This is a genomic window from Reinekea blandensis MED297 (assembly GCF_000153185.1).
GTDB lineage: Bacteria > Pseudomonadota > Gammaproteobacteria > Pseudomonadales > Natronospirillaceae > Reinekea > Reinekea blandensis.
This window is the reverse complement of the sequence record NZ_CH724153.1, coordinates 275,980-297,679: the sequence shown is the minus strand read 5'-3', so window position 1 is coordinate 297,679 and position 21,700 is coordinate 275,980. Positions and strand designations below refer to the sequence as shown.

The window sequence follows — 21,700 nt, the reverse complement described above, 5'->3', positions numbered from 1 at the left end:
TCAGGCTCGCATTCTAATAATAAGGCCGGCTATGATACGCACAATTGTCACCGGAATTAAGAGCGCAATGAGACAACCACTGGTCCACTGGCTGCAAAAACAGACTGAGGATGACCGCCAATCAATCTCGGGCTTTACCGGCGGTGGATTTGTCTTTGCGGCCGGTATGATGGCGATTATACTCGCCGATCGTCTGATGCCGCCCAGCGTGTCACAAGAGTGGGCCACGCTCATTGGTTTGATCTTTGTGATCGGTGGTGCTGCCCGTGCGCTTTGGGGTTATTTGCGCATCAGCCTGTTTAAAATACTGCTGTTATTATTGGATAAAAATCATGACTGACGTTGCACCGACGGACATAGAAATCTACGTCAACAAGCTCAACCGGGACGATGCGGAGGCCTGGCTGACCACTGTGTTCGGAACGCTCCAGCCTCAGAAAAAACGCAAAGGTATGCCAAAATCGGCGTTTCCCTATGTTGCTCAATGGCATGACACCACCTTCCATCTCATGATTTTTGAGCAGGTTGTTCCTGGCTACACAAGCCTCTGGTTTGATACCACGGCATTACCGTGGCCCGATGATCAGGCGTGCGCCTTAGCGGCCGCGGACTTTTTTAAGAAACCGGCTCGAATTACGGCAGGAAGCTGGGCAACGGGGTCAGATCCGGATGCCTGGATTGAAATAATGCCCGATGGGCAAAGCCGGGAAATAATCTGGAAGGAATGAGGCAGCCAGGCTGCCTCTGTTAGCCGTCAGCTCAGCGCTGACGGACGATGGTCACATCTTCTGCTTGCAGACCTTTGGAGCTTTCAACCACCCCGAAGCGCACGCGCTGGCCTTCCTGTAAAGACCGATGTCCACGCCCGCGAATTGACCTGAAATGAACAAAAACGTCCTCGCCATTGTCACGGGTAACAAAACCAAACCCTTTGCTGACGTTGAACCATTTCACCAGACCTTCTTCACGATCGTCTTCTTCAATGCGTCCAAGTAATGGCTGCAAAATAGCTTGATAGATAAGAACCAGCACCAAGATGCTCAGCGCCAGCAACAGATAAACACCTAACGTCAAGCCAACCTGTTCACCGGCCAGCAAAGCCGACACGGTAACTTCTGTGGATCCAGGCACCAGGGCAACGGCCGCAGCCAGAATAATAGGTCCCAACGCAGCGACGATTAAACCGACACCCAGACGAACCAACCATGTTTTCAACTTCATATGTATGCTCATATAACCTGTTAATCTGTTATCCTGCCGCGGCACTCCCTACCGCCGGATCACAGTCATCTGTCACGACTCACGTTCAGATCAGTCCATGACCTGTGTAATGTTCGCCGAAAATTGGCGATCAATCCCGCATAATGCCAAACTTCGACCTGAAATTGCAACGAACGGAAAAACATGACTGACCCAGACCGCCTGACCGATCTCGAAAGCCGACTGATGCACCTCGATGACACGGTTGAACAACTGAACAGCATTATTGTTGAACAACAAAAGGCCATCGCACGCCTGGAAAAAACATTAAGAAAAATTACCGAAGAACACGTCGAAATGAAGGAGCAGATGGCCCCGGACATTGTTGACAGCCGCCCACCACATTACTGATCCGAGTCAACCGGAATGCTTGCTGCACGATGAAATGAGGCATCCATTTGCCGGTCAGATGATCGAGTTTCCGGGCAGAAACGGGTAAACTACGCCTTTTTAGATTTGCGCTGGATACCGAATCACGATGTCGTCTTTCCGATCAGGACTGCGTAAGCTCGTCCAAACCGTTCTTTTCTGGTGGGTCAAAGTCCCTCAAAACCCCCATCACACTGACCTGGAAACATTAAAGCGCCAAAAACACTGCGTTTTTGTGCTCGAGCATCAATCGACGGCCGATGCATTAGTGGCCGATCATGAGCTAAAACGCTTAGGCTTTCCCGGCATTTATCAGTCCATTGATTTACCCGAACTCAAAGATGAAGCGGCACTGCTGACTGTCCATGCCCGCCCTTCGGTCATCCGACGCCATAAGGCAGGCATTACCCCCCGAATCGAAACCTTATTGAACTATCTTGCTGAACACGAAGGCGAAGACATTTACCTTGTTCCCGTTGCCCTGTTCTGGGGGCGGGCGGCCAACAGTAAAAACGGGCTGATCAACGCGCTGCTGTCATCTAACTGGACCGTCATTGGCCGATTCCGCAAGCTTTTAACCGTGATATTCAACGGTCGCAACACCTACCTGGAAATCAACGAGCCGGTCTCACTCAGAGAGTTGGTCAATGACAACCCGGATATCAGTAAGGCCACCCGCAAGGTCGCTCGTGTGCTTCGTGTGCACTTCCGCCATGTGCGTACGGCCGTCATCGGACCGGACCTGTCACATCGCCGGGTTATGATCGATCGCCTGCTGAAAACCGATCCGGTTCGTAATGCCATTGAGCAACATGCTCAAGCGAAAGATGTTTCCATTGAAAAAGCTCGCGCCCTGGCCCATAAACACGCCATGACCATCGCCGCGGATGTCTCTTACGGTACGATACGGGCGCTGGATGTACTGCTGACCCGGTTATGGAACAAAATTTATAATGGGGTACGTATTCACGGCATTGAGCCGGTGCGTGAACTCGCTAAAGACAATGAAATTGTCTATGTTCCCTGTCACCGGTCCCACATTGACTATCTACTGTTGAGTTATTGCCTCTATAAGCATGGACTCAACGTGCCTCACATTGCCGCCGGTGAAAACCTGAACATGCCGGTTGTTGGCACCATTTTGCGACGCGGCGGTGCGTTCTTTATCCGTCGGCGATTCGGTGGCGATAAACTCTATACCGCCGTGTTCAATGAGTACATACACACCGTTTTCTCCCGGGGTTATCCGGTTGAATACTTCGTCGAAGGCGGTCGCTCACGAACCGGCCGGATGCGCACCCCGGCAACCGGCACCCTGGCGATGACCGTGCGCAGTCATTTGCGCGACAACAGTCGGCCTGTGGTGTTCATTCCCGTCTACATCGGCTATGAAAAAGTCTTTGAAAGCCGCTCCTACCTGGGCGAGCTGAAAGGCAAAGAAAAGAAAAAAGAAAACCTGTTCGACCTGGTAAAAAGCGTTAAGCAGCTGAAAAACTATGGTCACGTCTTTCTGAACTTCGGACAACCGCTGTCGCTGAACGATCAACTCAATACTAAACAGCCCCAATGGCAATCGAGCACCTATGGCCCGGATGATCGCCCGGCCTGGATGTTTAACTTTGTCGACGAGCTGGCCACTGACGTCGTGACCCGCATTAACTCGGCCGCGGCATTAAACCCGGTGAACCTGATTGCAACGGCGTTGTTATCAACTCCCCGCCAGGCCATCGAAGGCAAGCAGCTGCGCGCACAATTGCGGTTATTGGTGCAACTGCAAAAAGATTCCCCCTACAGCGATTTCATTACATTACCAGAAGGCGACGCCGAAAGTTGGATCGACTACGCCGTACAGATGGGTACGCTCAGATTAATTCCACAGAAACTCGGTAATCTCTATGGCCTGGACAGCCAGAACACGGTCCTGATGTCGTATTACCGCAACAACATCCAACACCTGTTTGCGCTTCCCTCATTGATTGCCGCGCTGATTGTCCGTTCCGATGGAATCAACAAGGACACACTGCGCAGCCGCATTCGGACCATTTACCCTTACATTCAAAGTGAGCTCTTTATTGAAGGTGATACGGATCAGGCATTAAGTCGCAGCGATCGCATTATTGATGTTCTGAAAGATCAGGGCTTAATCATCGAAAATGAACAGGGTGCGTTGATCGGCACAGACAAGAAACAAGACCAAAACCTTCAGTTACAGTACCTGTCAAACATCATGCTACCTACACTGGAACGATACCTGTTGACCCTTTCAGTGCTTGTGCGTTTAGGGTCCGGTGTCAGCAGTCAGAGTGTACTGGAAAACCAAGCACAACAGATGGCACAGCGTCTGGCGCTGCTAAACGGCCTCGACGCGCCAGAGTTCTTCGATAAGGCGTTGTTTAAAAACTTCATTCAGGCGTTAAAAAACAACCGGATTCTGACCTTAAACAGCGACGGTAACCTCGAGTTTGACGATCGGATACCAGCGATCATTAACCAGGCTGCCAGCGTCATACCCGATGAAATCTGGTACAACATTTATCAGGTCACCAAGCGCACACAGCCTGGCTCAGAAGGCTGACCAGAACGGTTCAAACAGGGTGTCAGAGGTAAACCCTGACACCCTAATCAGGTGTGTGCGTCCGGAATCGCTTTGCGGGTATAGATATCAAAGCGGCTGCTCTTGCCCGCCAGACTCAGTGACGGTTTTCGTCCCGCCAGCTCAGGGGCTCCTTTGGGCCGCTTAACAACCACCCGATATTCAGCGAGATCCAGCGCGGGCTCTAACAAATCGTCGGCATCCGGATCGGTACCGACCAGATCATGAAACAGCGCCATCTCTTTTTTAACCTTGGCAGACTTACTTCGCTCCGGAAACATCGGGTCGAGATAAATTACTTCTGGTGGAACCGAAACATCATTCGCTGAGGACGGCATTCCCTCAGTCACCAAGGTCATCCGATCATAAATCTCCATTAATGCCGGTTCCGCACTCAGCGATAACCGGTATAAACCATCCTGAAGCAAGGCCTGGACAACCGGATGCCGCTCGAACAGACACACATTGGCTCCCAAGCTTGCCAGAACATAGGCATCTCGCCCCAACCCTGCCGTGGCGTCCCAGACTGACAAATCCCGACGTTTTTTGAGCCCCACGGCTTTCGCCACAAGCTGTCCGGTCCCACCTCCATGCTCCCGCCTGAAACTCGCCGCACCTGACAGAAAATCAACGACGACCGGATGTACCTTGGGCCAGTCGGCCGAGGCAATGCCTAAACAGCCATCATTTATGATCAGGAAAGGTTGATCAGCAGGATGGGATATCGTCTGTATCCAAGGCACATCACTCAGTCTTCGAATCAGATTTTCGTTGGCTGGATCGTTGGGGTTCGGGCAGTACAGAGGATAATTCATAGACCTGACGCTTCAAAAATTCATTGCGTCGGTATTGTATGGCAAGTTGTCGTCTAAACGTAGACATCAACCCGGAACAGGCTTGGGTCCTGAGTTTGTGCATTGTCGACTCCTTGCTGAGCAATCTGTCGATACTGGTTAACGGCGAGGTTTTGAGATTCATCTGTTGTCGAAATAGTCTCACGTAACGCAGGGTCTTGCGGCGGCACTTCGACTTCATTAGGTGAGGTGACACGCTCAGGTGCCTGGACTGTCGCCTGGTCACGAGATTGTGGTGCAGATTGGGATTCTTGCGCTTCGGTAGCTCTGTTCGGAGTTGCGCGCTCCGGCTCACGGGCGGGACGGTTGTCGGCCGCCGGTGACGGCCTGGATGCAACAGGAGCTGTCAACGGAGTTGACGTGAATGAGGTCGGCAATTGCATCGTGTACGATCCTGTCCAGCCTGATAACCGGATCTAATTTAGCGTATTCCCGACAATACACCAGCCACCGTTACGAAAAGTACACAAAAAACAGAAACGCGCCCAAAATCAACCGATAAATCACAAAAGGTAAGAAGCCGGACCGTTCAATCCACTTCAGAAACAACACGATGCAGGCGAAGGCACTGACAAAGGACAGCGCAGTCCCATACACAATCGCCGACAGGTCAAATGCGGACGGCGTCTGAATCAGATCCAATGTTTTCAGCAACCCCGCCGCCAGTATCAACGGAATCGACAATAGAAAACTGAACCTTGCCGTATCACGCTTCTTCATGCCGAGCATCAACCCGGCGGTCATTGTGATACCTGAGCGAGAAGTTCCGGGGATCAACGCCAGAGCCTGAGCCAGGCCAATCAATAAAGCGTCTTTCCAACCCAGATCTTCCAGTGAACGTTTGGCAGGAGCCTGAACATCGGCCCACCAAAGAAGCAGCCCAAAAACCGTTGTGGTGATGGCAATCACCAGAATGCTGCGTAGATGGGTTTCGATCAGGTCTTCGAAGACGTACCCGAAAATCACAGCAGGAATGGTTGCAAGGATGATCAACCACGCCAACAAGGTTTCGGACTTGTCATGAGGACGGCGCATTAAAGACGCTATAAAACTGGTCGCCAGCCTAATGAGCGTCTGACGGAAATAGATGATCACGGCCATCAGCGACCCGACATGAACCGCAACATCAAAAGCCAAGCCCTGATCCGTCCAGCCAAGTAACTGGCTCGGCAAAATCAGATGCGCGGAACTGGAGATCGGCAAAAACTCAGTTATACCCTGAATAACAGCCAGAACAATCCATTGCGTAATACTCATAAAATCCTCTTAATCAGGAACCCACTTTGGGTTTGTTATCCCAGGTCACATTGTCGCGCAGATACACCGGTATGGCCTGATCGGCACTGACAGGTGTTGCCATGTCAGCCGCCAACAAACGCTGGGCAAGCTTAAGGCTGTCAAACGCATCAGGCAGAGCGAACTGCACAGGCTTTTGATCGATGTTGACTTGAACCGCCATTGGCAATGTATAACCCGCCTGCCAGCCATTGCCAACCAGAAGGACAGATGCTGACAGTTCTTCGGTAATGGCCGAAGGCGGTAGCACCTGCTCTTCATCAATTGCCACAGGAATGCCCTGCTCGTTCACTACATATCGGGCGAAATAGATTTCGTTCATCCGGGCATCCAGCGCGGTCCAGATACAGTCGCCGGCAGCCCCTTGTGAGCTGAAAGCAAGACTTTGCAATGTGCTTACCGGCATCACAGGGCAGCCCGCCGAAAACGCCAACCCCTGCGTAACACCTGCCGCAATCCGAACCCCGGTGAAGGATCCGGGGCCGCGACCAAAGACGATTAAGTCCAGATCCGGAACGGACAGTTCTACCTCAGTCAGTAATCGCTCAATTTCAGGTAATAGAATTTTGGCGTGTTGACGGGGGCGTTGCTCATGAAAGCGAACCGCGCGGTCCGGTGTCTGCACGGCAATCGAGCAGATATCAGCCGTCGTATCGATTGAAAGTATGTTGTTCATAGCCAATTATTCTGGGGTTGTAAAAACCGGCGAGATTCTATCATAGAGAATCCTGAGCTTCGCCACCCAGATTGGCTGAAAAACAGGATTTGCCTTTAAAAGCAGGCCGCTAAGCGTGCAATAAAGAAACTGCAGGCACAAAAAAGGCCCGCATCCGGGCCTTTTCATCACAGAATCAGCGTTTCTTACTTCTTCTTTGGCGCTGCTTTCTTGCGAGTTGTTTTCTTAGCGGCTGGTTTCGCCGTTTGTTTCTTTTTCAGGGTAGAAATCTTGGTTTTTACTTTCTTAGCGAAGACTTTACCCTTGGCGGCTTCTTTTTTCTCGAAAGCTTTCACTTTCTTAGCATCAGCTTTCTCACGGGCGGCTTGCCATTTTGCTTCGAATGCAGCCAGCGCTTTTGCCAGATCATCGCCGCGCTTAGCCTCTAAGGTAGACGCGTAATCAGCAACTTTTTCTGCACTTTTAGCTGCGTTCTCCTCGACCGTGGCTTCGATTTGAGCAACTTTCAGGTCAAACTTAGCCGTTTTAACAGAATCTTTTGCTTTTGCTACGGCTTCTTTGGCTTTAGAGACACCATTTCGGGCGGTTTCAAGCTGCTTCTTAACCGCTGCCGTCTTAGAGGTTGCTGCTTTCTTAGCAACCGTGGCTTTTTTAGCATTGGCTTTGGTTAAGGCATCTTCCGCTTTTTTCAGACCAGCTTCAGCTTTATCAACCGCTTTCATTGCTGACGTTACGGCTTTGTTTTCAGTCGCAACGGCTGCTTTCTTAGCCGTTGTTTTTTTAGCTGGAGCTTTTTTTGCGGTAGTCTTCTTAGCCGTTTTTTTTGCAGGCGACTTCTTAGTAGCTGCTTTTTTCGGGCTGCGTTTCGCAGTTGTTTTCTTCTTGGCTGCTGCCATAGTTTTTATCCTCGTATTCACGCACTTGAATGACCAAGGTTTTCTAATGCCCCTTGATTAAAATCTAATTTAGCTTTCTCAAAGTAAATTGCAAATGAATCGCTCCTAAATTCAACTTTTTTTGTGCTTTTTTTTGCATTTAACGATTTATTTTTACTTTGCTTTGTGTTTTTCGAGTCAGAATCGAAATTAAACGTACGATCACGTTCAATACACCATCGTTTCGATCAAACCTTTTCGATAAAATGAAAACAAATCTAACATTGAGTTTCAAACCAAAAACTTTACCAGCCGATCAACTCATTACCGCAAAAATATGCTTGTGAATGCGATTAAGTCGATCACTTAGTCAAGACCACATGTCTCGAAACTAAGTAACGCCATCGAAGCATTGATAAAGAACATAGAGAAAGAACCCAACTCGACGGCAAAAAAAACAGAAAGGTCTTATTGAGTTGGTTATTTATCTATTAAGTAACGCGACGAAAACGGTTTTGGATGATGGCGTTGCAATAAACTCTTGGGATGTTAAATCCTCGGTTTATGTTTCCGGTGAAGCATTCCTATAAAAACAATCGTTAAGAGACAGATGACACAAAAGGCGAGCGTTTCTGTTCAAGAACAGCAGGTTAAAACCCATCGATAACAAAAACCTCAACCCTTGAACTGGGTTGTAAGGTTTTACGACTTACTTGGATCAATCGGTAGCAATCCAATATCGACTCACTTTCACGTAACTAACCTGCCACGGTAAATACGTTAATCACCCCTGCTTTTGAAGATTAACAAAGTGACTTATCCCATCAATACATAGGCAAACCAGATAAATAGCCAGGCTATGGTTTGTTTGGTTCAACATGGTGCCAGTCCGATATAACTGAAGAAGCAGGTAGAGGAAATGCCTCCCATTGCGCTTTCACTCCATTGAAACGGGTTACAATAAATAACATATGCAGCAAGGCCGATTAATGCTCATGCTGGCGGTGAGTGAGCACTCTTCATCAGGGAAAACACATCTTATCCACAGAACGTCCCCAAGGTTATCCGTTGCAGCTCACTTGATAAGCGCAGTAGCTTAGCCATTCCAAATGAGGAATGTACCCATGCTGACTTCAGAACCAAGCCCACATCAGGGACATACCTCGAACCTGCTGTTCATGCGACGCCGACAAGCTGCAGATCTGCTGTTAGCACTCGCTGATGGTCCGAGTCATTCGTTGCCCGAACGCAATCTGCTGCTAGATGCCTTATATCAGTTACCAACCGGATGCTTTATCGCGGATGACTGGACCGTCATCCTGACACGCGTGACACGATTACTGTTGCTGCAGGAAGACAAAAATGGTGCAGGGATGCCCACTCACCTCAGTCGACTGCTGGCGAAAGTGAACCAACGGCTGGCGGTGCGAACGCACTGAGGTTCGTTATGTACCGTCTTTTTTTAAAGGTCGGTCGATTGCAACTGCCATTGATTCTCACGCCAAACGAAAACGGCCTGACCCGTTGTGGGTTCTGCCAAGGTGTTTAACAGCTTGGCCAGGTCGTCATTCCGTCGCAATGACGGCGCCCACAACCACGGTGCCGGCTGAGAAAGCTGCCAGCGAAATGAAACCTGGTACAGGATCTGAGACGACTCCGGCTGCTGTTCGGTCTGCCAACGATCAATCCCCAAAACATCAACCAGACCCATCACAATGCGACTGCCAGGGCGATTCTCTCTCAAACGGTATCGAAATCCCCGGGTTATCAGTGCACCTTGGCCTTCAGACTCATGAATGACAACGTCGCGCTGAAGCAGGCCTTCTTCGCTGAGTACGTCGTACAGGCGCCGGGCATCGGTGTCCGCTGACTCATCGATTTCTGTTGGAAACAGACTTTGATTCACAACCAGAGGATGCGCCCGATAATGTTGCTCCAACATTGACTGAAACTTCAACATCAGGCGCTGACGGTCATACCCGCCGATCACCTCGGCATTCGTATGCGCAATGAATAAGAAATAATAAATTAATAACAAAAAATCTTACGTTGCAGCGTCACTAGAGATCCCTCTGAAAGCCAGCGCTCAGCGGTTAAGTCTTAAAGTGTGACAGAAAGTCAGAATAAATAATCCCATTGACGATTTCGAGACAGCAATGCTCATTTTTTGGACTATATTAATCCTTACTGTTGATCGTAGCAGCAGCAGTATGGTGACTACTCCCATGTGGGCTCTGCCCCATGACTTTCGGACACTGACTTTCAGTGTCCGTTTTTTTTGTCACGGAGGAAGCGAATGTCCGACCAGCACTTTACAATAGATCAGGCAGCAAAACTGCTCGGTGTCACCGAAGTAACCCTGAAACGATACATTCGGGAAAACCTGCTGCCCACTGAAGATGTTCAGGGCATGAAAATGCTGCCCAAAGATGCCGTTCAGCGTTACAAAGCCATTCAGGATCGTCTTCAGCGCCGCTAGCGATCAGGATGTCTGCCGGTTAGTCCACGAATCTGATAAGCTTCGGCCTTTGCTAGCTTAGACAGACATCATGACACCAACGCTTCAACTACTGGACCGGCATCGGGACGAACTGTCCCTGACGCCGGTTTCCTGGTTTGATACACCATTGCCTTCCAACCTGATTGACTCTGATGATCGCGTTTTTAACCTTAACTGGGCACCGGACAATCAATTTTCCAGTGAATCCACGGGATTAGCGACCTCACCGCTCAATGTTCTGCATTACCCGAAAGCTAAAGACCGACTGGCGTGGTGGCTGGACCGATTGCAAAAGACGTTACAGCCGGGACAGCGACTGTGGATTGTCGGCGAGAACAACGGCGGCATTAAAAGCTTGCCTAAACGTCTGCCGCACTGGGAAGTAACAAAGCTGGATTCCGCACGACATTGCAGTTTATTTGAAGTGACCAACAACACCGATCAGCCATCCGCCGAAGAACAGTGGACAACATTCAGCTGGCAGGATTTAACCGGCTATGCGCTTCCCGGTGTGTTCAGTGCCGGTCGACTCGACAAGGGAACCGAAGTCCTGTTGTCGACGTTACCAGAGTTTCACGGTGAGCTGCTCGAGTTCGGGGCCGGTAGCGGGATTCTGACCTCGGCGTTAGCTAAGCAGCCTTCAGTCCGCCGGGTCGATGCCGTTGAGATTGATTTACTCGCCGTCAGATCGGCAAACCGCACGGTGCAGGAAAACCAACTAACGAACAAAGCCTTCATTCACTGGAGCGATGGACTGGAGAGTTTACCGGCACAGCGTTATGACGCCCTGGTGAGCAATCCGCCATTCCACCAGGGTTTACGTACGGCTTATGCCGCAACAGAAAAACTTTTTGCCCAGGCACATCTGTGGTTAAAACCCGGAGGTCAGTTCATTTGGGTGATCAATGATTTTCTGAACTACCAGATGCATCTCGATTCGGCTTTCAGTGCGCCGGAAACGCTGGTGCGTGAACGTGGCTTTAAAGTGCAAAAAGTGACGCTTCGCTGACTTTCAGGCACAGCAAAGGTGCCTTCTTCAGGGACTGACGTCACCCACAAACAAATAGCCTTTTGACCGAACGGTCTTGATGCGTCTGGGGTGGATCGGGTCATCACCGACTTTGGGTCGAATCCGAGACACCCGAACATCAACAGAGCGGTCCTGACCGTCGTACTCTATGCCCCTCAGCTGGGAGAATATTTCCTCACGAGTCAGCACTTCTCCAGCATGACTTGATAGCAGCCACAATAGGTCGAACTCGGCGCTGGTCAGGTCAATCGGTTGGCGATCGAGCCAGGCTTCCCGCATGGTGTTATCGATAATCAGGTCACCAAACTCCAGCCGCTCATCGGAGTGTCCATTGTGGGACAACTCCAGCCGTTCTGCCCGACGCAAGATGGCCTGGCAGCGTGCAAGAATCAGTCGAGGGGCGGTCGTGCGAGCTATGTAGTCATCAGCCCCCATATCGAGTCCGAGCACCTGATCGAGCTCGTCCATCCGGTGGCTGAGCAATACCAATCCGCCGCGGAAATCTTTTCGGGATAACTTACAGATGGTCAGACCAGACTCGCCCCGAAGGTCGACTTCCAGGATGACCAGGTCGGGCTGATCGTCGCGAATGCGAGACAATGCGGTGGAAGCATCGGATTCAATCGACACGTCATACTCATTGCTGCTCAGATACTCACGTAAACGCGAAGCAAACTCGTGATCATCATCGACGATCAGGATATTTTTTTTCTGAACCGCATCTGCACTGTATCCCACTGGCGCACCTGCCCTGCTATTTTTTGTTGGGTTGGAAACCCGGATAGGTCGTTTAAAACACCCCTTAATTTAGACGGTTTTCGCTAAAATGCGAGATTTTGGTGACAATTTGTTAAATATTGTGAAGCCTTCAGCGCCGCGACACAATCGCAGCTCTGAAGGCGTGAATTTAAACAGCGTTCAGCGAGTACCGAACAGCTTGTCTCCGGCATCACCGAGACCGGGGACAATGTAACCATGTTCGTTCAGCTTTTCATCCATGGCCGCAACATACAGATCTACATCCGGATGCGCTTTTTCAATGGCGGCGGCCCCTTCAGGCGCGCCAATCAGGCACAGGCCCAGAATGTTTTTACACCCTTTCTGCTTGAGCATATCGATGGTAGCCACCATCGACCCGCCGGTCGCCAGCATCGGGTCGACAATCAACGCGGTTCGTTCAGCGACATCTTCAACCACTTTGTCGAAGTAGTAGACCGGTTCGAGGGACTCTTCGTCCCGGTACAGACCGACCACACTGACTCGAGCCGACGGAATGAGCTGCAGTACGCCATCCATCATTCCGAGCCCCGCTCGCAAGATAGGCACCACGGTAATTTTTTTACCCTTAATACGCTCTACAGTCAGGCGACTGCCATCCCAGGCATCAATTTCAACCTCGTCGGTCGATAAGCTTCGGGTCGCTTCATAGGTCAGCAGATTGCCGATTTCTGACGCCAGCTCCCGGAACTGCTTCGTTGAAATACCCTGCTCACGCATGATGCCGACTTTGTGTGCCAACAATGGATGTTTAATCTCGATAACGGCCATTTACAGTCCCTCCAAAAAATCGAGTTCGGCCTGCTTACGGATCACTTTACGGTGATTCGCCCACAGCTCCTGAATTTTTTCCTGATTGCATTGCTGGCGATCCACCAGCACCTTGGTACTCAGCTCTCCGCGCCGCTGTCCATTTAACAACGGCACTTTTGAGAACACAAACTGATTCGAAATCATGTCCATAAACGGCCCGGACTTACTGGTCGGCATAATAAAGAGCAATTGCAGTCCTAACGACTCCGTCAGGTAGCGAATCACCTCTTTAGACCGGGTTTCATCCATTTTTGAAAAGGCTTCATCGACCAGCACCATGCGCAGATGGCTGTCACCTTCGTTAAACCGGAAAGCCGAAGTAATCGCCGCCGACCGGATGATGTAGGCCGGTGTTTCAAGCTGACCACCAGAGCCGGTACCGTACTGACTCAGCGCAATGGGTTGTTTGCCTTCCGGTTGTTTATAAATTTCATAACTTCGGTAGTTACGATAATCAGAAATCCGTTCCAACTCCCGTAGCGCTTTCTGTTCGTCCGCGTCCAGCAGCATCTCCATCAACTGATCGCGTATTTTCAGCGATCGGGCACTTAAGGTGGTGTCAAAAAGCGTTTTGCCTTCACCAATGGATGGGCTTTTGTAAACTTCATCAAAGAAATGCCAATACTCTTTAAATTCCGGCACCCATTCGTAATCAAACCAGTAGCGTTCGCGATCCGCACCGAAGCGATGGTGTTCCAGTTCCCGGTTCAGGTCCATCAACACCTTTTTACCATCATTGATCGCCTGGTGAATCGAGTGGCACAGATTGGTCACAAACGCGCTGTTAAAGCTTTCTTTCAAAACACCAAGCTGGTCAACCTTTTCCACCAGGACGTTGTTTTTAACACGGTTATGCACCCGATCTACGTCGCGCGCCAACCCGACCATGCCTCGGAAAAACTCGACGTTGTGCAACACGCTGTAGTTCAGTTCGACAACAATGGCATCCTGTGGCTGACAATCCTGATTATGTTCTTTTAACAGCTGCTCGAACTCATGCGACTTGGCATTTAACTCACTTTCCAGCGATTTGCGCAGATTCTCTTCTGTATCTGCGTCCGAATCTTCGGCTTGCTGGTCGGCTTCAGCCAGACGTTTTTCAACATCAAAGTTTGGCCAGACTTCAACGATATCACGCAGATACTGCTCTTTTTCTTCTGCCCGCAACTCGGTTTTTTCCTGTTGAGCGCTAAGCAACTCGCACTGGCGAGTCAGGGCTTCAATCCGCTGGTTCAGCGACCCTTTCTTCTCATCACCATCGCGAATCTTCTGGTTCAACTCGTTAAGCTGTGTAACCACCGCGCGATACTCTTCTTCAATACCTTGAGCATCGCTGAGGTCAAGTGCTGCAAGTGCCTGTTCGGCTTTTCGCAACTCACGCTGAGTTTCCAGCATGTCACGCATTAACTGCCCATGCTGCAGGTGTCGCAACTGGTTCACTGCTTTGTAGAGCTCACTGACCTCACTGACACGCGCCTGTAACTCATTAGCCTGCGTCGCCAGTTCGTTCAGCTCTCGCTTTTTGGCCGACAGCGCTTTTTCCCGTGCGCCCTGCCCGAACACCAGTTCGCTTTCCGGAATATCACAGCGATACATAGCATAGGCACCACTGCCCAACCCGTTCGCGGTGACACCACGCCGAATCGACTTCAGCGCCTGAGCGTCTTTTGCCTGTTCCACCAGACCATAACTGGCGGTGACATAAGCTTTGGCGACGGCATGATCAAAAGACATCAGGTGCACAATAGAGTTAGCTGGTAACGACACCCTAGCGGCATCCTGACGGGCTTTACTGCCCTGAATGACGCGGGCGCGATTGTCTTTCGGCAGGCCGCGGACGATTTGAATCGCCTGTGCTTCATAGTCGGCTTCGACAAGGATCGCAAAACGGGCACCACCCATATAGCCTTCGACGGCCGCCTGCCATTTTTCGTCTACCACCTCGACGTGGTCGCAGAGAACGCGAGTGTCGGCTTCAGGACACTCTCGACGAATGGCTTCCAGAGCCATCCGCACATGATACGGATAGTTGATCTGCTCAGTCGACAGACTGTCGATGTCCTGCTGCTTACGTGACAGATTGGTGCGCACCTGCATCAGTTTCTGTTCACGTCGATCCACCAGTCTTTGCAACTGATCGCGGCGCGATACACCATCCGCATGCAGTTCAGCATTGAACCACAGTTCCCGCCATTCATTGAGCAGTGCCTGTTGTGCGATGGCCGAGTCCAGATGTTGTTCCAGCGGCGAAATATCGATCCAATCCTGATTGAGCAAACTGCGAAAATCGATACCCAGCGCCTGAGACTGAGCCACTTTTTTGGACGTCTGCAGCAATGACTTGTCAGCCATCGACGGCAACTCAGTCGCCAGTGACGACGTTAACAGCGTTTTATGAATGACAGCCGAGGCTGACAAGGTACCTTCCAGAGCATCGTTCTGCTCCAGCAACGGCGTTGCCTGTTTTTGCAATGTCGCGGTTGAGGCTGCAATTTTGTTTTCAAAACGGTCTTTATCCTGCAGAGCACCGATACCCAGCCTGCGGGCCTCCATCGACACACGCTGTTCATCGGTCTGGTTGCGACGCTCCGTGGCAATGTCCAGGTCGTCGTTGAGCTGATCCAGTTCGTGTCGCACACGTTGCTGCTCAGACTTGGTGGCCAGGTATTTTTTCTGGTCAGCAAGAAAACGGGATTTGGCCGCCACATAATCGGCAACATTGTACTCAATCCAGCGATCAACATAGCCATTAGCCTGCGTTCGCGCCCGGACCAGACGATCGATAATCGATTTCAAACGGTTAGCTTCGCCTTCGAGACCATTAATGGTTTTCATCAGATCGGAGACGGTGCGAATGGCTTCGCCCAGATCTTTTTTCTCAAGAATTTCCTGAGCCACAAAGCCATCAATACTTTTTACCGGTTTGTACGCCATAAACCGTGAGAAAGAACGCGCAGCGTTCATCGCCTCGCGCTCACTGATCGCATCTTTACGACCACGCAGAGCAGAATACAGACGCCGCAGATATTGCTTTTTAGTGTCGTACTTTTCAGCGGACTCAATTTTCTGATGTTTGAAATGCGCGTTCAGCCGATCCAGTGATACGACACGACTGACGCCATCGATATCCTGCACGAAATCAGCCTTGGTGAGTTCAGCATCGGGGACGATCATGTACATCATATCGGACTGACGTGCCACGGGTGTCGCGCCTGCTTTGTCGATGTAAGCCGTGACGCCGATGATGGCCGTGAACGGTTCGGCACTTTCACCCTGCGTTGGATGGAAGACTGCGGCCAGATAACCCACCGTGGGTTCGGTGCGGGCAAAGGAGCCATCATCACAACCCATGACATACGACGCCAGCGTACGGACTTGTTTACCGCGGCCACGTTGCGTCGCTTCATCCTGTCCCGGGTTGAAATGAAACAGTGTGTCGTGCGCAGCCGTCATAATGGTCTGAATGGCATCCGCCGCCGTGGTCTTTCCGGAACCATTACCGCCGGAAAACAGATTAATCGGTCCGAACTCGAAATCCATGACCGGGATGTTTCCCCAGTTAACATATATAAATCGTCTTAACCGCATGGCAATTTATTCCTTGGTAAACACAGAATGATCTTCAGGCAGATCATCCGTCAGTAAACGGGGTTCTTCTTCGGTGTCGGCCGTCGCTGCTGTTTCAAACTCAGGCTCCGTCACAGTTTCAGAGTCCGACGAATGTTCACCCAACAAGGTGGACAGAACATCGTCAGAGACATAGCTGATGATCATCGGGCGGATACGAATCCAAAGATCGGCCGAGTCTTCATGAATTTCCTGATTCAATTGAATCAGGCGAAGCTGTCGCAGACGACCAAACAATTGGCGACGCTCCGTCAGTTTGTCCGGCAACGTTCGTTTCAACAGGTTTCGCAATGAGATGGTGATGTTTTCGATGGACACCAGCACACAGCCCTGTTCATCGAGCTGACCTTCCCGCAGTGCGCGGTCGTAGAGACTGCGCAGAATCAACACGAGGGCCACTTCGGATTGATTCAGCTTAACGCGGAAACCGTTGTTAAACGGTTGCTGATGCGGCTCAGCCATACCCGGAACTTCGGCGCCGGGCGGAAACAGGCGAACAAAATGAAAACGGGGTTCGTGCTGAATGCGGATTCCAATGACTTCCAGATAATCGGCAACGAGACCATCGATACGCAGGTAACGGTCATACAACACCTGCTCCGTTTGGCTTTCATCACGGCACAACACACCGTAATCCAGCAGTCGAATCAGCAACTCACTGTATTCGTTGCGGGTGATCCCGGCTTTGTCGAGTTGTTTTTCCAGATCATGAAGCATGGGGAGATTCCTCAGATGCCGGCACGCTCGCATCACGCAGCCGGATTTCAAACAGGTCCTGTTGGGTAAAGTATTCTGTAGCAACGGGCGCGTCACCAACGTAGGTGACATCAAACAGCAGCTCACTGGACAACGAGTTAGCGCTACCCACTTCAATGGCATGCGACAGATTCAGCAGGTCGGCGGCACTGCGCACTGGCAGGTCATCCGTTCGGATGGATTCGCCAGCCATCAGATGCCGGACCAGAAACTCACGAACCTGATTGTCGTTAATCAGAAATGCCTGATCCAGCCACTGCTGAACCACCAGTTCCTTATGGGCATCGCGGTCAAACTCTTCGTCGCTGTCCGGTACCACATCCAGAGCCAGTGAACGTTGAATGCGCCGGTTGTGTAACCGCATATGAGCCGGGTCTAACAAACCGATTTGCGGTACAGACATTAGCTGACTGGCGCGATCAAGCAGTGCTTCCTGCTCTGTTATCGGTTTTTCAGTGAACTGCTGCAGCACCTGTACCATGTCGTTATGCGTGGAGCTGGCCAGATAATTCATCTGACGGATGATGATGTCGGCACGCTTGGTAAAACTCTGCAGCGACCGCCTCAAGGCCGGCAACATGATGTCACTCGCCGCTTGCAGACGATGCTCAATGCTGTCGAGCACCATCCACAATACACTTTGACCGTCCTGAACCATATCCGGCAATAACTCTCGCAGGCGGCGTTCGGCCTGCTGCTTAAACCCTTTGTCCTGCTGACGGATCTGTTGGATCTTCTGGCTGATCTCATTGCGATATTTTTCAACGTTGTCCGCTGACAATCGAATGGCCAGGTCCGGCTGAAACCGCTTTTCCATAAAATCAAAAAAGTCGTTGGTAGCCTGCTGAATCATCACCTGATTTTCCATCTGCTGCACCAGGGAGCGTTTGCGGTCATCGAGTTCGGCAATGACATCGGTGAAATCACTGATGATGCGCTCGGAGTATTCCCACGCATCCAACAGATCATAGGCTTCACCGTTTTCCAAAAAGGAACTCATGGCGTTACGCACGTTGCGGGTGTTGCGATGCCGAGTGCGAACCTGTGAGGCATCGGTGGCCACAAAAGGTTCGGTAAAAGTGCGACCAAAACGGCTGAAGTTAAAACTGCTCTGCAAGGTGGCTTCATCCACCTGTTTTTCCAACCACCCAAACTCAAGCAGCTGATTAAGTACCCAACCCGCCTGCTCACGTGAGGTGCGAAACCGACCTTCGGTATCGTCATCATCCGTCTGCAAAACCGGTGCGCGAACCAGTGCGGCACTGAAGGTTTCGATCACATCATCCCGCGTCAGAGCGTGACCGTAATCGGCACTGGAGCTGGTATAAAGCCGGCGATACAGCTCGCGCAGACATTCAACCACCTGCTCGCGGTACTTACTCGTCAGCGGGCGAAAAAACTGAACCCTGTTTTGGTCAAAAAACATAATAAAATCAGCCGTTTGGCATTGGTCAACTCAGCCCTCTAGCATACCTGATTTCCAGTCGTACGGCATCCGTTAAACCGCCGAATATCCGTGACTGGTTCATCCATTTTGACCGGTTTTATCGTAGAATACCGGTCGACACATACCTGAGAAACGAGGAGAACATCATGCCGGTCCCACCCCTGGAACTTCCCGCCACCGGAAAAGCGGCCCCTGCTTTCACCACCGTGAACCAGAACGGTGACAAGGTCGCATTGAAAGATTTCAAAGGCAAAAAGGTGGTTCTGTACTTCTACCCGAAAGCCATGACGCCCGGTTGCACCACTCAGGCCTGCGGTCTGCGGGACACTCAAGCGGAGTTGGCCGAGCGCAACACCGTCGTACTCGGCATCAGCCCGGACGCCCCCAATCGGTTGGTCAAGTTCATTGAAAAACACGATCTGAACTTTGATCTGCTCAGCGATGAAGATCACAGCATTGCCGACAAATACGGCGTCTGGGCGCTGAAACAGTTCATGGGTAAAGAGTACGAAGGCATCCATCGCGTGACTTTCATCATTGATGAACAGGGGAAACTCGCTCACATTATCGAGAAGGTGAAAACCAAAACCCATCACGACGATGTACTGGCCATTCTCGACGCCATGTAATCCAAGCGTCTTCTTGCAGATAGAGCGCCAGAACAGCGATCAGCTTAAGGAGCCACACATTGAAACCTTTCTACCTGCTTCTGGCGATCTTGCCCGGGCTGGCACTCTGCTGGGACAACGACTCTCTCGACGAAGCCTGGCGACAGGAACGTATCACCCCCTTGATGACCGCCGCGCAACCGGGCGAGGACTTTCAAGCGCTTTATGCACACTATCGGGTCGCGATGATTGCCTTACGCAATGACGATAAAAAACAGGCAAAACGCTCACTGGAGATTGTCCAGGACGCACTGGAAGACTATCAATCCTGTGATGAAGCCGCGTTGTATGCCGCTTCCATTGGTCTGTCCATTTCGATCAAACCCTGGCAAGCAGCGTTTATTGCCGGTCGAGCTGAAGATGCTCTGGCGACTTGCGAACAGAGCCAGGGCCACGCCCCAACCCTGATGGTCAAAGGAATCGCGAGCTTTAACACACCAGCACTGCTCGGCGGTGATCGTGAGGCGGCCCTGGCGTTATTCAACGATGCCTTAACTCAATATGAAACGTCGGATGCCTGGGGACATGAGGACGCCTGGCTGTGGAAAGTCAAAACCCTCAGCGCTCTGGAACAGACCGCCAGCGCCAAAGAAACCTGGAAGCGCGCTCAAGCCCGCTACCCGGATTTCCGGGAATTACTGGAAATTGAACCCTGACAACGGCACCTTTATGATCGCCGCGGACCCACATTAAGAGCACACAGGCATGTCGACGTATCTGATCATCAATACCGGCGGAACCATCGGCATGGTTACCGGACCAAAAGGGCTGACCCCTCACCCGGACGCGATTTCCCAGGCTTTTACAACCCACTCGTCGCTGCAGGACTGGCAACAGCACCGGCTGATCTGGAAGCACTGGTCGCCATTGCTGGACTCTTCAGATCTGCAGCCAGAACATTGGTTTGAGCTGAAACAGACGGTTGAGAACCAGCCCGACGTAGACGGCGTGTTGATCATTCACGGAACCGACACGCTGGCCTATACCGCCACCGCTTTAAGTTTTTTGCTGACATCACTGAGCATACCGGTCGTGATCACCGGGTCCATGCACCCTATCAGCGCGCCCCAAACCGACGCGATTGACAATCTGAACAATGCCCTGGCAACACTCAACTCAGGACGCGCCGAAGTGATGGTTGCTGTGGGTCAACAGCCATTACCCGGAAGTCGGGTGACTAAAGCATCCACTTTGGAAAACAACGCGTTTGCCGCGCCGGGTTGGGACCTCAACCTATGGCCGACTGTGCCAAAAACCCATCCGGTGGCATTTAACCCGACCTGGCGTACGCAAGATGTCCGGGTATACACCCTGTATCCAGGGTTTAGCTTGCCGACACGGCAGCAATTGCAAACCGACCGCCCGGACGCGATTCTGATCAATGCTTATGGCAATGGCAACGCGGCCGATACCGCCGCGAATCGTGCCAGCCTTCAGGCGATGCAGGATCTGGACATTCCGATTTTTGTCCGCAGTCAGTGCCATGAAGGGGAAGTCAGTTTTGGGCAATATGCCGCCAGTGCACTATTTGCAGAGAACGGCGCCGTCAGTTGTGGGCGAATGAGTTTTGAAGCCGCACTGACCAAAATCCTGCTGCTTTGCAACGAAAGCAAAGATGCCCAATGGATACAACAGCAGTTTGCGACGCCATTCGCCCGGGAATGGCAGAACGATTGATCAGCCCGGAATCGGCAGCTCTGCCTGAGCCAGAGGATGCCCGGCGACACGCGCCATCTCATAGTATTGCTGTGCCCGCTCCGGGTCCGCTTTAAAGCCAAGCACATCGCCTTTACTGAACACCTGATACAGCTGCCAACAGACCTTAGGACGCTCCGGGCTGACGCACATCATCAGATAGCGAGCCCCAGCCGAACGACTGCTGTCATCCTGCCCCCGGTGCAGCAACAGAAACCCGTAGAGTTCCTGAGCTTCGGCATGACCACGATCGGCATGGTTGGCAAAACCTTTCATCAGCCACTCGTGCACCCGTCCGAATCGGGTCAGGAACCGGCGATGAAACACCCATTGCAACAATCCAAACGGCATGACGCACTCCTCTCGATGGATTTTCAGGATTCTGTTGATTTTTCTCAGTAAACCTCCAATATCCGGTTCAGCTTCTGTTTTTTCAATCACTCAGGTCGGCTATCTGTTTATTC

At 51.4% G+C, this 21,700-nt stretch carries 23 protein-coding genes; 10 read left to right on the top strand and 13 right to left on the bottom strand.

The genetic code is table 11. The annotated features are described in order from the left end of the window. Positions 1 to 67 precede the first annotated feature (67 nt). Both MED297_RS16180 and MED297_RS16175 read left to right on the top strand, forming a co-directional pair. Positions 68 to 340, top strand: coding sequence for a hypothetical protein (locus MED297_RS16180; RefSeq protein ID WP_008046806.1), 273 nt, complete (start codon positions 68 to 70; stop codon positions 338 to 340). Then, on the top strand, positions 333 to 728 hold the full coding sequence (locus MED297_RS16175) for a hypothetical protein (protein WP_008046805.1): 396 nt from the start codon (positions 333 to 335) through the stop codon (positions 726 to 728). Before MED297_RS16180 ends, MED297_RS16175 begins: the two co-directional genes overlap by 8 nt. Positions 729 to 759: 31 nt before the next feature. On the opposite strand, the gene MED297_RS22645 is transcribed toward MED297_RS16175, so the two are convergent. Then, positions 760 to 1,221 (bottom strand): cold-shock protein, encoded by a 462-nt coding sequence (locus MED297_RS22645; RefSeq protein WP_008046803.1) that lies wholly within the window; start codon positions 1,219 to 1,221, stop codon positions 760 to 762. A 183-nt stretch (positions 1,222 to 1,404) separates the two neighbouring features. On the opposite strand from MED297_RS22645, the gene MED297_RS16165 reads away from it, so the two are divergent. Both MED297_RS16165 and plsB read left to right on the top strand, forming a co-directional pair. Then, entirely contained in the window at positions 1,405 to 1,611 is a 207-nt protein-coding gene (locus MED297_RS16165; RefSeq protein WP_008046802.1) for a SlyX family protein, read from the top strand. A gap of 127 nt (positions 1,612 to 1,738) precedes the next feature. Continuing rightward, positions 1,739 to 4,204 carry a glycerol-3-phosphate 1-O-acyltransferase PlsB gene (gene plsB / locus MED297_RS16160; RefSeq protein ID WP_008046801.1) on the top strand — a complete coding sequence of 822 codons (2,466 nt, stop codon included), beginning with the start codon at positions 1,739 to 1,741 and terminating at the stop codon, positions 4,202 to 4,204. A gap of 47 nt (positions 4,205 to 4,251) precedes the next feature. Here the strand turns inward: plsB and MED297_RS16155 are convergent, their stop codons facing one another. The 5 genes from MED297_RS16155 to MED297_RS16135 form a co-directional block, all read right to left on the bottom strand. Continuing rightward, positions 4,252 to 5,037, bottom strand: coding sequence for a class I SAM-dependent methyltransferase (locus MED297_RS16155; protein ID WP_008046800.1), 786 nt, complete (start codon positions 5,035 to 5,037; stop codon positions 4,252 to 4,254). Positions 5,038 to 5,090: 53 nt separating this feature from the next. Then, positions 5,091 to 5,459, bottom strand: coding sequence for a hypothetical protein (locus tag MED297_RS16150; RefSeq protein ID WP_008046799.1), 369 nt, complete (start codon positions 5,457 to 5,459; stop codon positions 5,091 to 5,093). A gap of 70 nt (positions 5,460 to 5,529) precedes the next feature. Then, on the bottom strand, positions 5,530 to 6,333 hold the full coding sequence (locus tag MED297_RS16145; protein WP_008046798.1) for an undecaprenyl-diphosphate phosphatase: 804 nt from the start codon (positions 6,331 to 6,333) through the stop codon (positions 5,530 to 5,532). 13 nt (positions 6,334 to 6,346) lie between these two features. Continuing rightward, the gene (gene tsaB / locus MED297_RS16140) at positions 6,347 to 7,048 is read right to left on the bottom strand and encodes a tRNA (adenosine(37)-N6)-threonylcarbamoyltransferase complex dimerization subunit type 1 TsaB (RefSeq protein WP_008046797.1); all 702 of its coding nucleotides are present in this window, start codon (positions 7,046 to 7,048) and stop codon (positions 6,347 to 6,349) included. Positions 7,049 to 7,233: 185 nt separating this feature from the next. Then, entirely contained in the window at positions 7,234 to 7,944 is a 711-nt protein-coding gene (locus MED297_RS16135; protein WP_008046796.1) for a hypothetical protein, read from the bottom strand. Positions 7,945 to 9,047: 1,103 nt separating this feature from the next. On the opposite strand from MED297_RS16135, the gene MED297_RS16130 reads away from it, so the two are divergent. After that, positions 9,048 to 9,362, top strand: a complete 315-nt coding sequence (locus tag MED297_RS16130; protein ID WP_008046795.1) for a hypothetical protein — start codon at positions 9,048 to 9,050, stop codon at positions 9,360 to 9,362. A 23-nt stretch (positions 9,363 to 9,385) separates the two neighbouring features. Here MED297_RS16130 and MED297_RS16125 read toward each other — a convergent pair whose 3' ends face one another. Next, positions 9,386 to 9,961, bottom strand: coding sequence for a hypothetical protein (locus tag MED297_RS16125; protein ID WP_008046787.1), 576 nt, complete (start codon positions 9,959 to 9,961; stop codon positions 9,386 to 9,388). Between the two features lie 258 nt (positions 9,962 to 10,219). Here MED297_RS16125 and MED297_RS16120 point away from each other — a divergent pair, with 258 nt between their 5' ends. Continuing rightward, positions 10,220 to 10,402, top strand: a complete 183-nt coding sequence (locus MED297_RS16120) for a helix-turn-helix domain-containing protein (protein ID WP_008046785.1) — start codon at positions 10,220 to 10,222, stop codon at positions 10,400 to 10,402. 70 nt (positions 10,403 to 10,472) lie between these two features. Beyond that, on the top strand, positions 10,473 to 11,432 hold the full coding sequence (locus tag MED297_RS16115; protein ID WP_008046783.1) for a class I SAM-dependent methyltransferase: 960 nt from the start codon (positions 10,473 to 10,475) through the stop codon (positions 11,430 to 11,432). 27 nt (positions 11,433 to 11,459) lie between these two features. On the opposite strand, the gene MED297_RS16110 is transcribed toward MED297_RS16115, so the two are convergent. From MED297_RS16110 to MED297_RS16090, 5 genes are all read right to left on the bottom strand, one after another. Next, positions 11,460 to 12,191 (bottom strand): winged helix-turn-helix domain-containing protein, encoded by a 732-nt coding sequence (locus MED297_RS16110; RefSeq protein WP_008046781.1) that lies wholly within the window; start codon positions 12,189 to 12,191, stop codon positions 11,460 to 11,462. A 180-nt stretch (positions 12,192 to 12,371) separates the two neighbouring features. Beyond that, on the bottom strand, positions 12,372 to 13,001 hold the full coding sequence (gene upp / locus MED297_RS16105; protein WP_008046779.1) for a uracil phosphoribosyltransferase: 630 nt from the start codon (positions 12,999 to 13,001) through the stop codon (positions 12,372 to 12,374). Beyond that, positions 13,002 to 16,631 (bottom strand): ATP-binding protein, encoded by a 3,630-nt coding sequence (locus MED297_RS16100; protein WP_040557468.1) that lies wholly within the window; start codon positions 16,629 to 16,631, stop codon positions 13,002 to 13,004. It abuts the gene before it with no gap. A gap of 6 nt (positions 16,632 to 16,637) precedes the next feature. Continuing rightward, positions 16,638 to 17,387 carry a DUF4194 domain-containing protein gene (locus MED297_RS16095; RefSeq protein ID WP_008046776.1) on the bottom strand — a complete coding sequence of 250 codons (750 nt, stop codon included), beginning with the start codon at positions 17,385 to 17,387 and terminating at the stop codon, positions 16,638 to 16,640. Then, entirely contained in the window at positions 17,377 to 18,852 is a 1,476-nt protein-coding gene (locus tag MED297_RS16090; RefSeq protein WP_008046774.1) for a Wadjet anti-phage system protein JetA family protein, read from the bottom strand. Before MED297_RS16090 ends, MED297_RS16095 begins: the two co-directional genes overlap by 11 nt. 167 nt (positions 18,853 to 19,019) lie before the next feature. Between MED297_RS16090 and bcp the strand changes: the two genes are divergently transcribed. Genes bcp through MED297_RS16075 form a run of 3 tightly spaced genes read left to right on the top strand, consistent with a single transcriptional unit; the run spans position 19,020 to position 21,218 of the window. Then, positions 19,020 to 19,502 (top strand): thioredoxin-dependent thiol peroxidase, encoded by a 483-nt coding sequence (gene bcp, locus MED297_RS16085; RefSeq protein WP_008046772.1) that lies wholly within the window; start codon positions 19,020 to 19,022, stop codon positions 19,500 to 19,502. Between the two features lie 59 nt (positions 19,503 to 19,561). After that, positions 19,562 to 20,197 (top strand): tetratricopeptide repeat protein, encoded by a 636-nt coding sequence (locus MED297_RS16080; RefSeq protein WP_008046757.1) that lies wholly within the window; start codon positions 19,562 to 19,564, stop codon positions 20,195 to 20,197. 49 nt (positions 20,198 to 20,246) lie between these two features. Continuing rightward, a complete protein-coding gene (locus tag MED297_RS16075; protein WP_008046755.1) occupies positions 20,247 to 21,218 on the top strand; it encodes an asparaginase in 972 nt (323 codons plus the stop codon). Here MED297_RS16075 and MED297_RS16070 read toward each other — a convergent pair whose 3' ends face one another. Beyond that, a complete protein-coding gene (locus MED297_RS16070; RefSeq protein WP_040557467.1) occupies positions 21,219 to 21,587 on the bottom strand; it encodes an SEL1-like repeat protein in 369 nt (122 codons plus the stop codon). Positions 21,588 to 21,700: the final 113 nt, after the last annotated feature.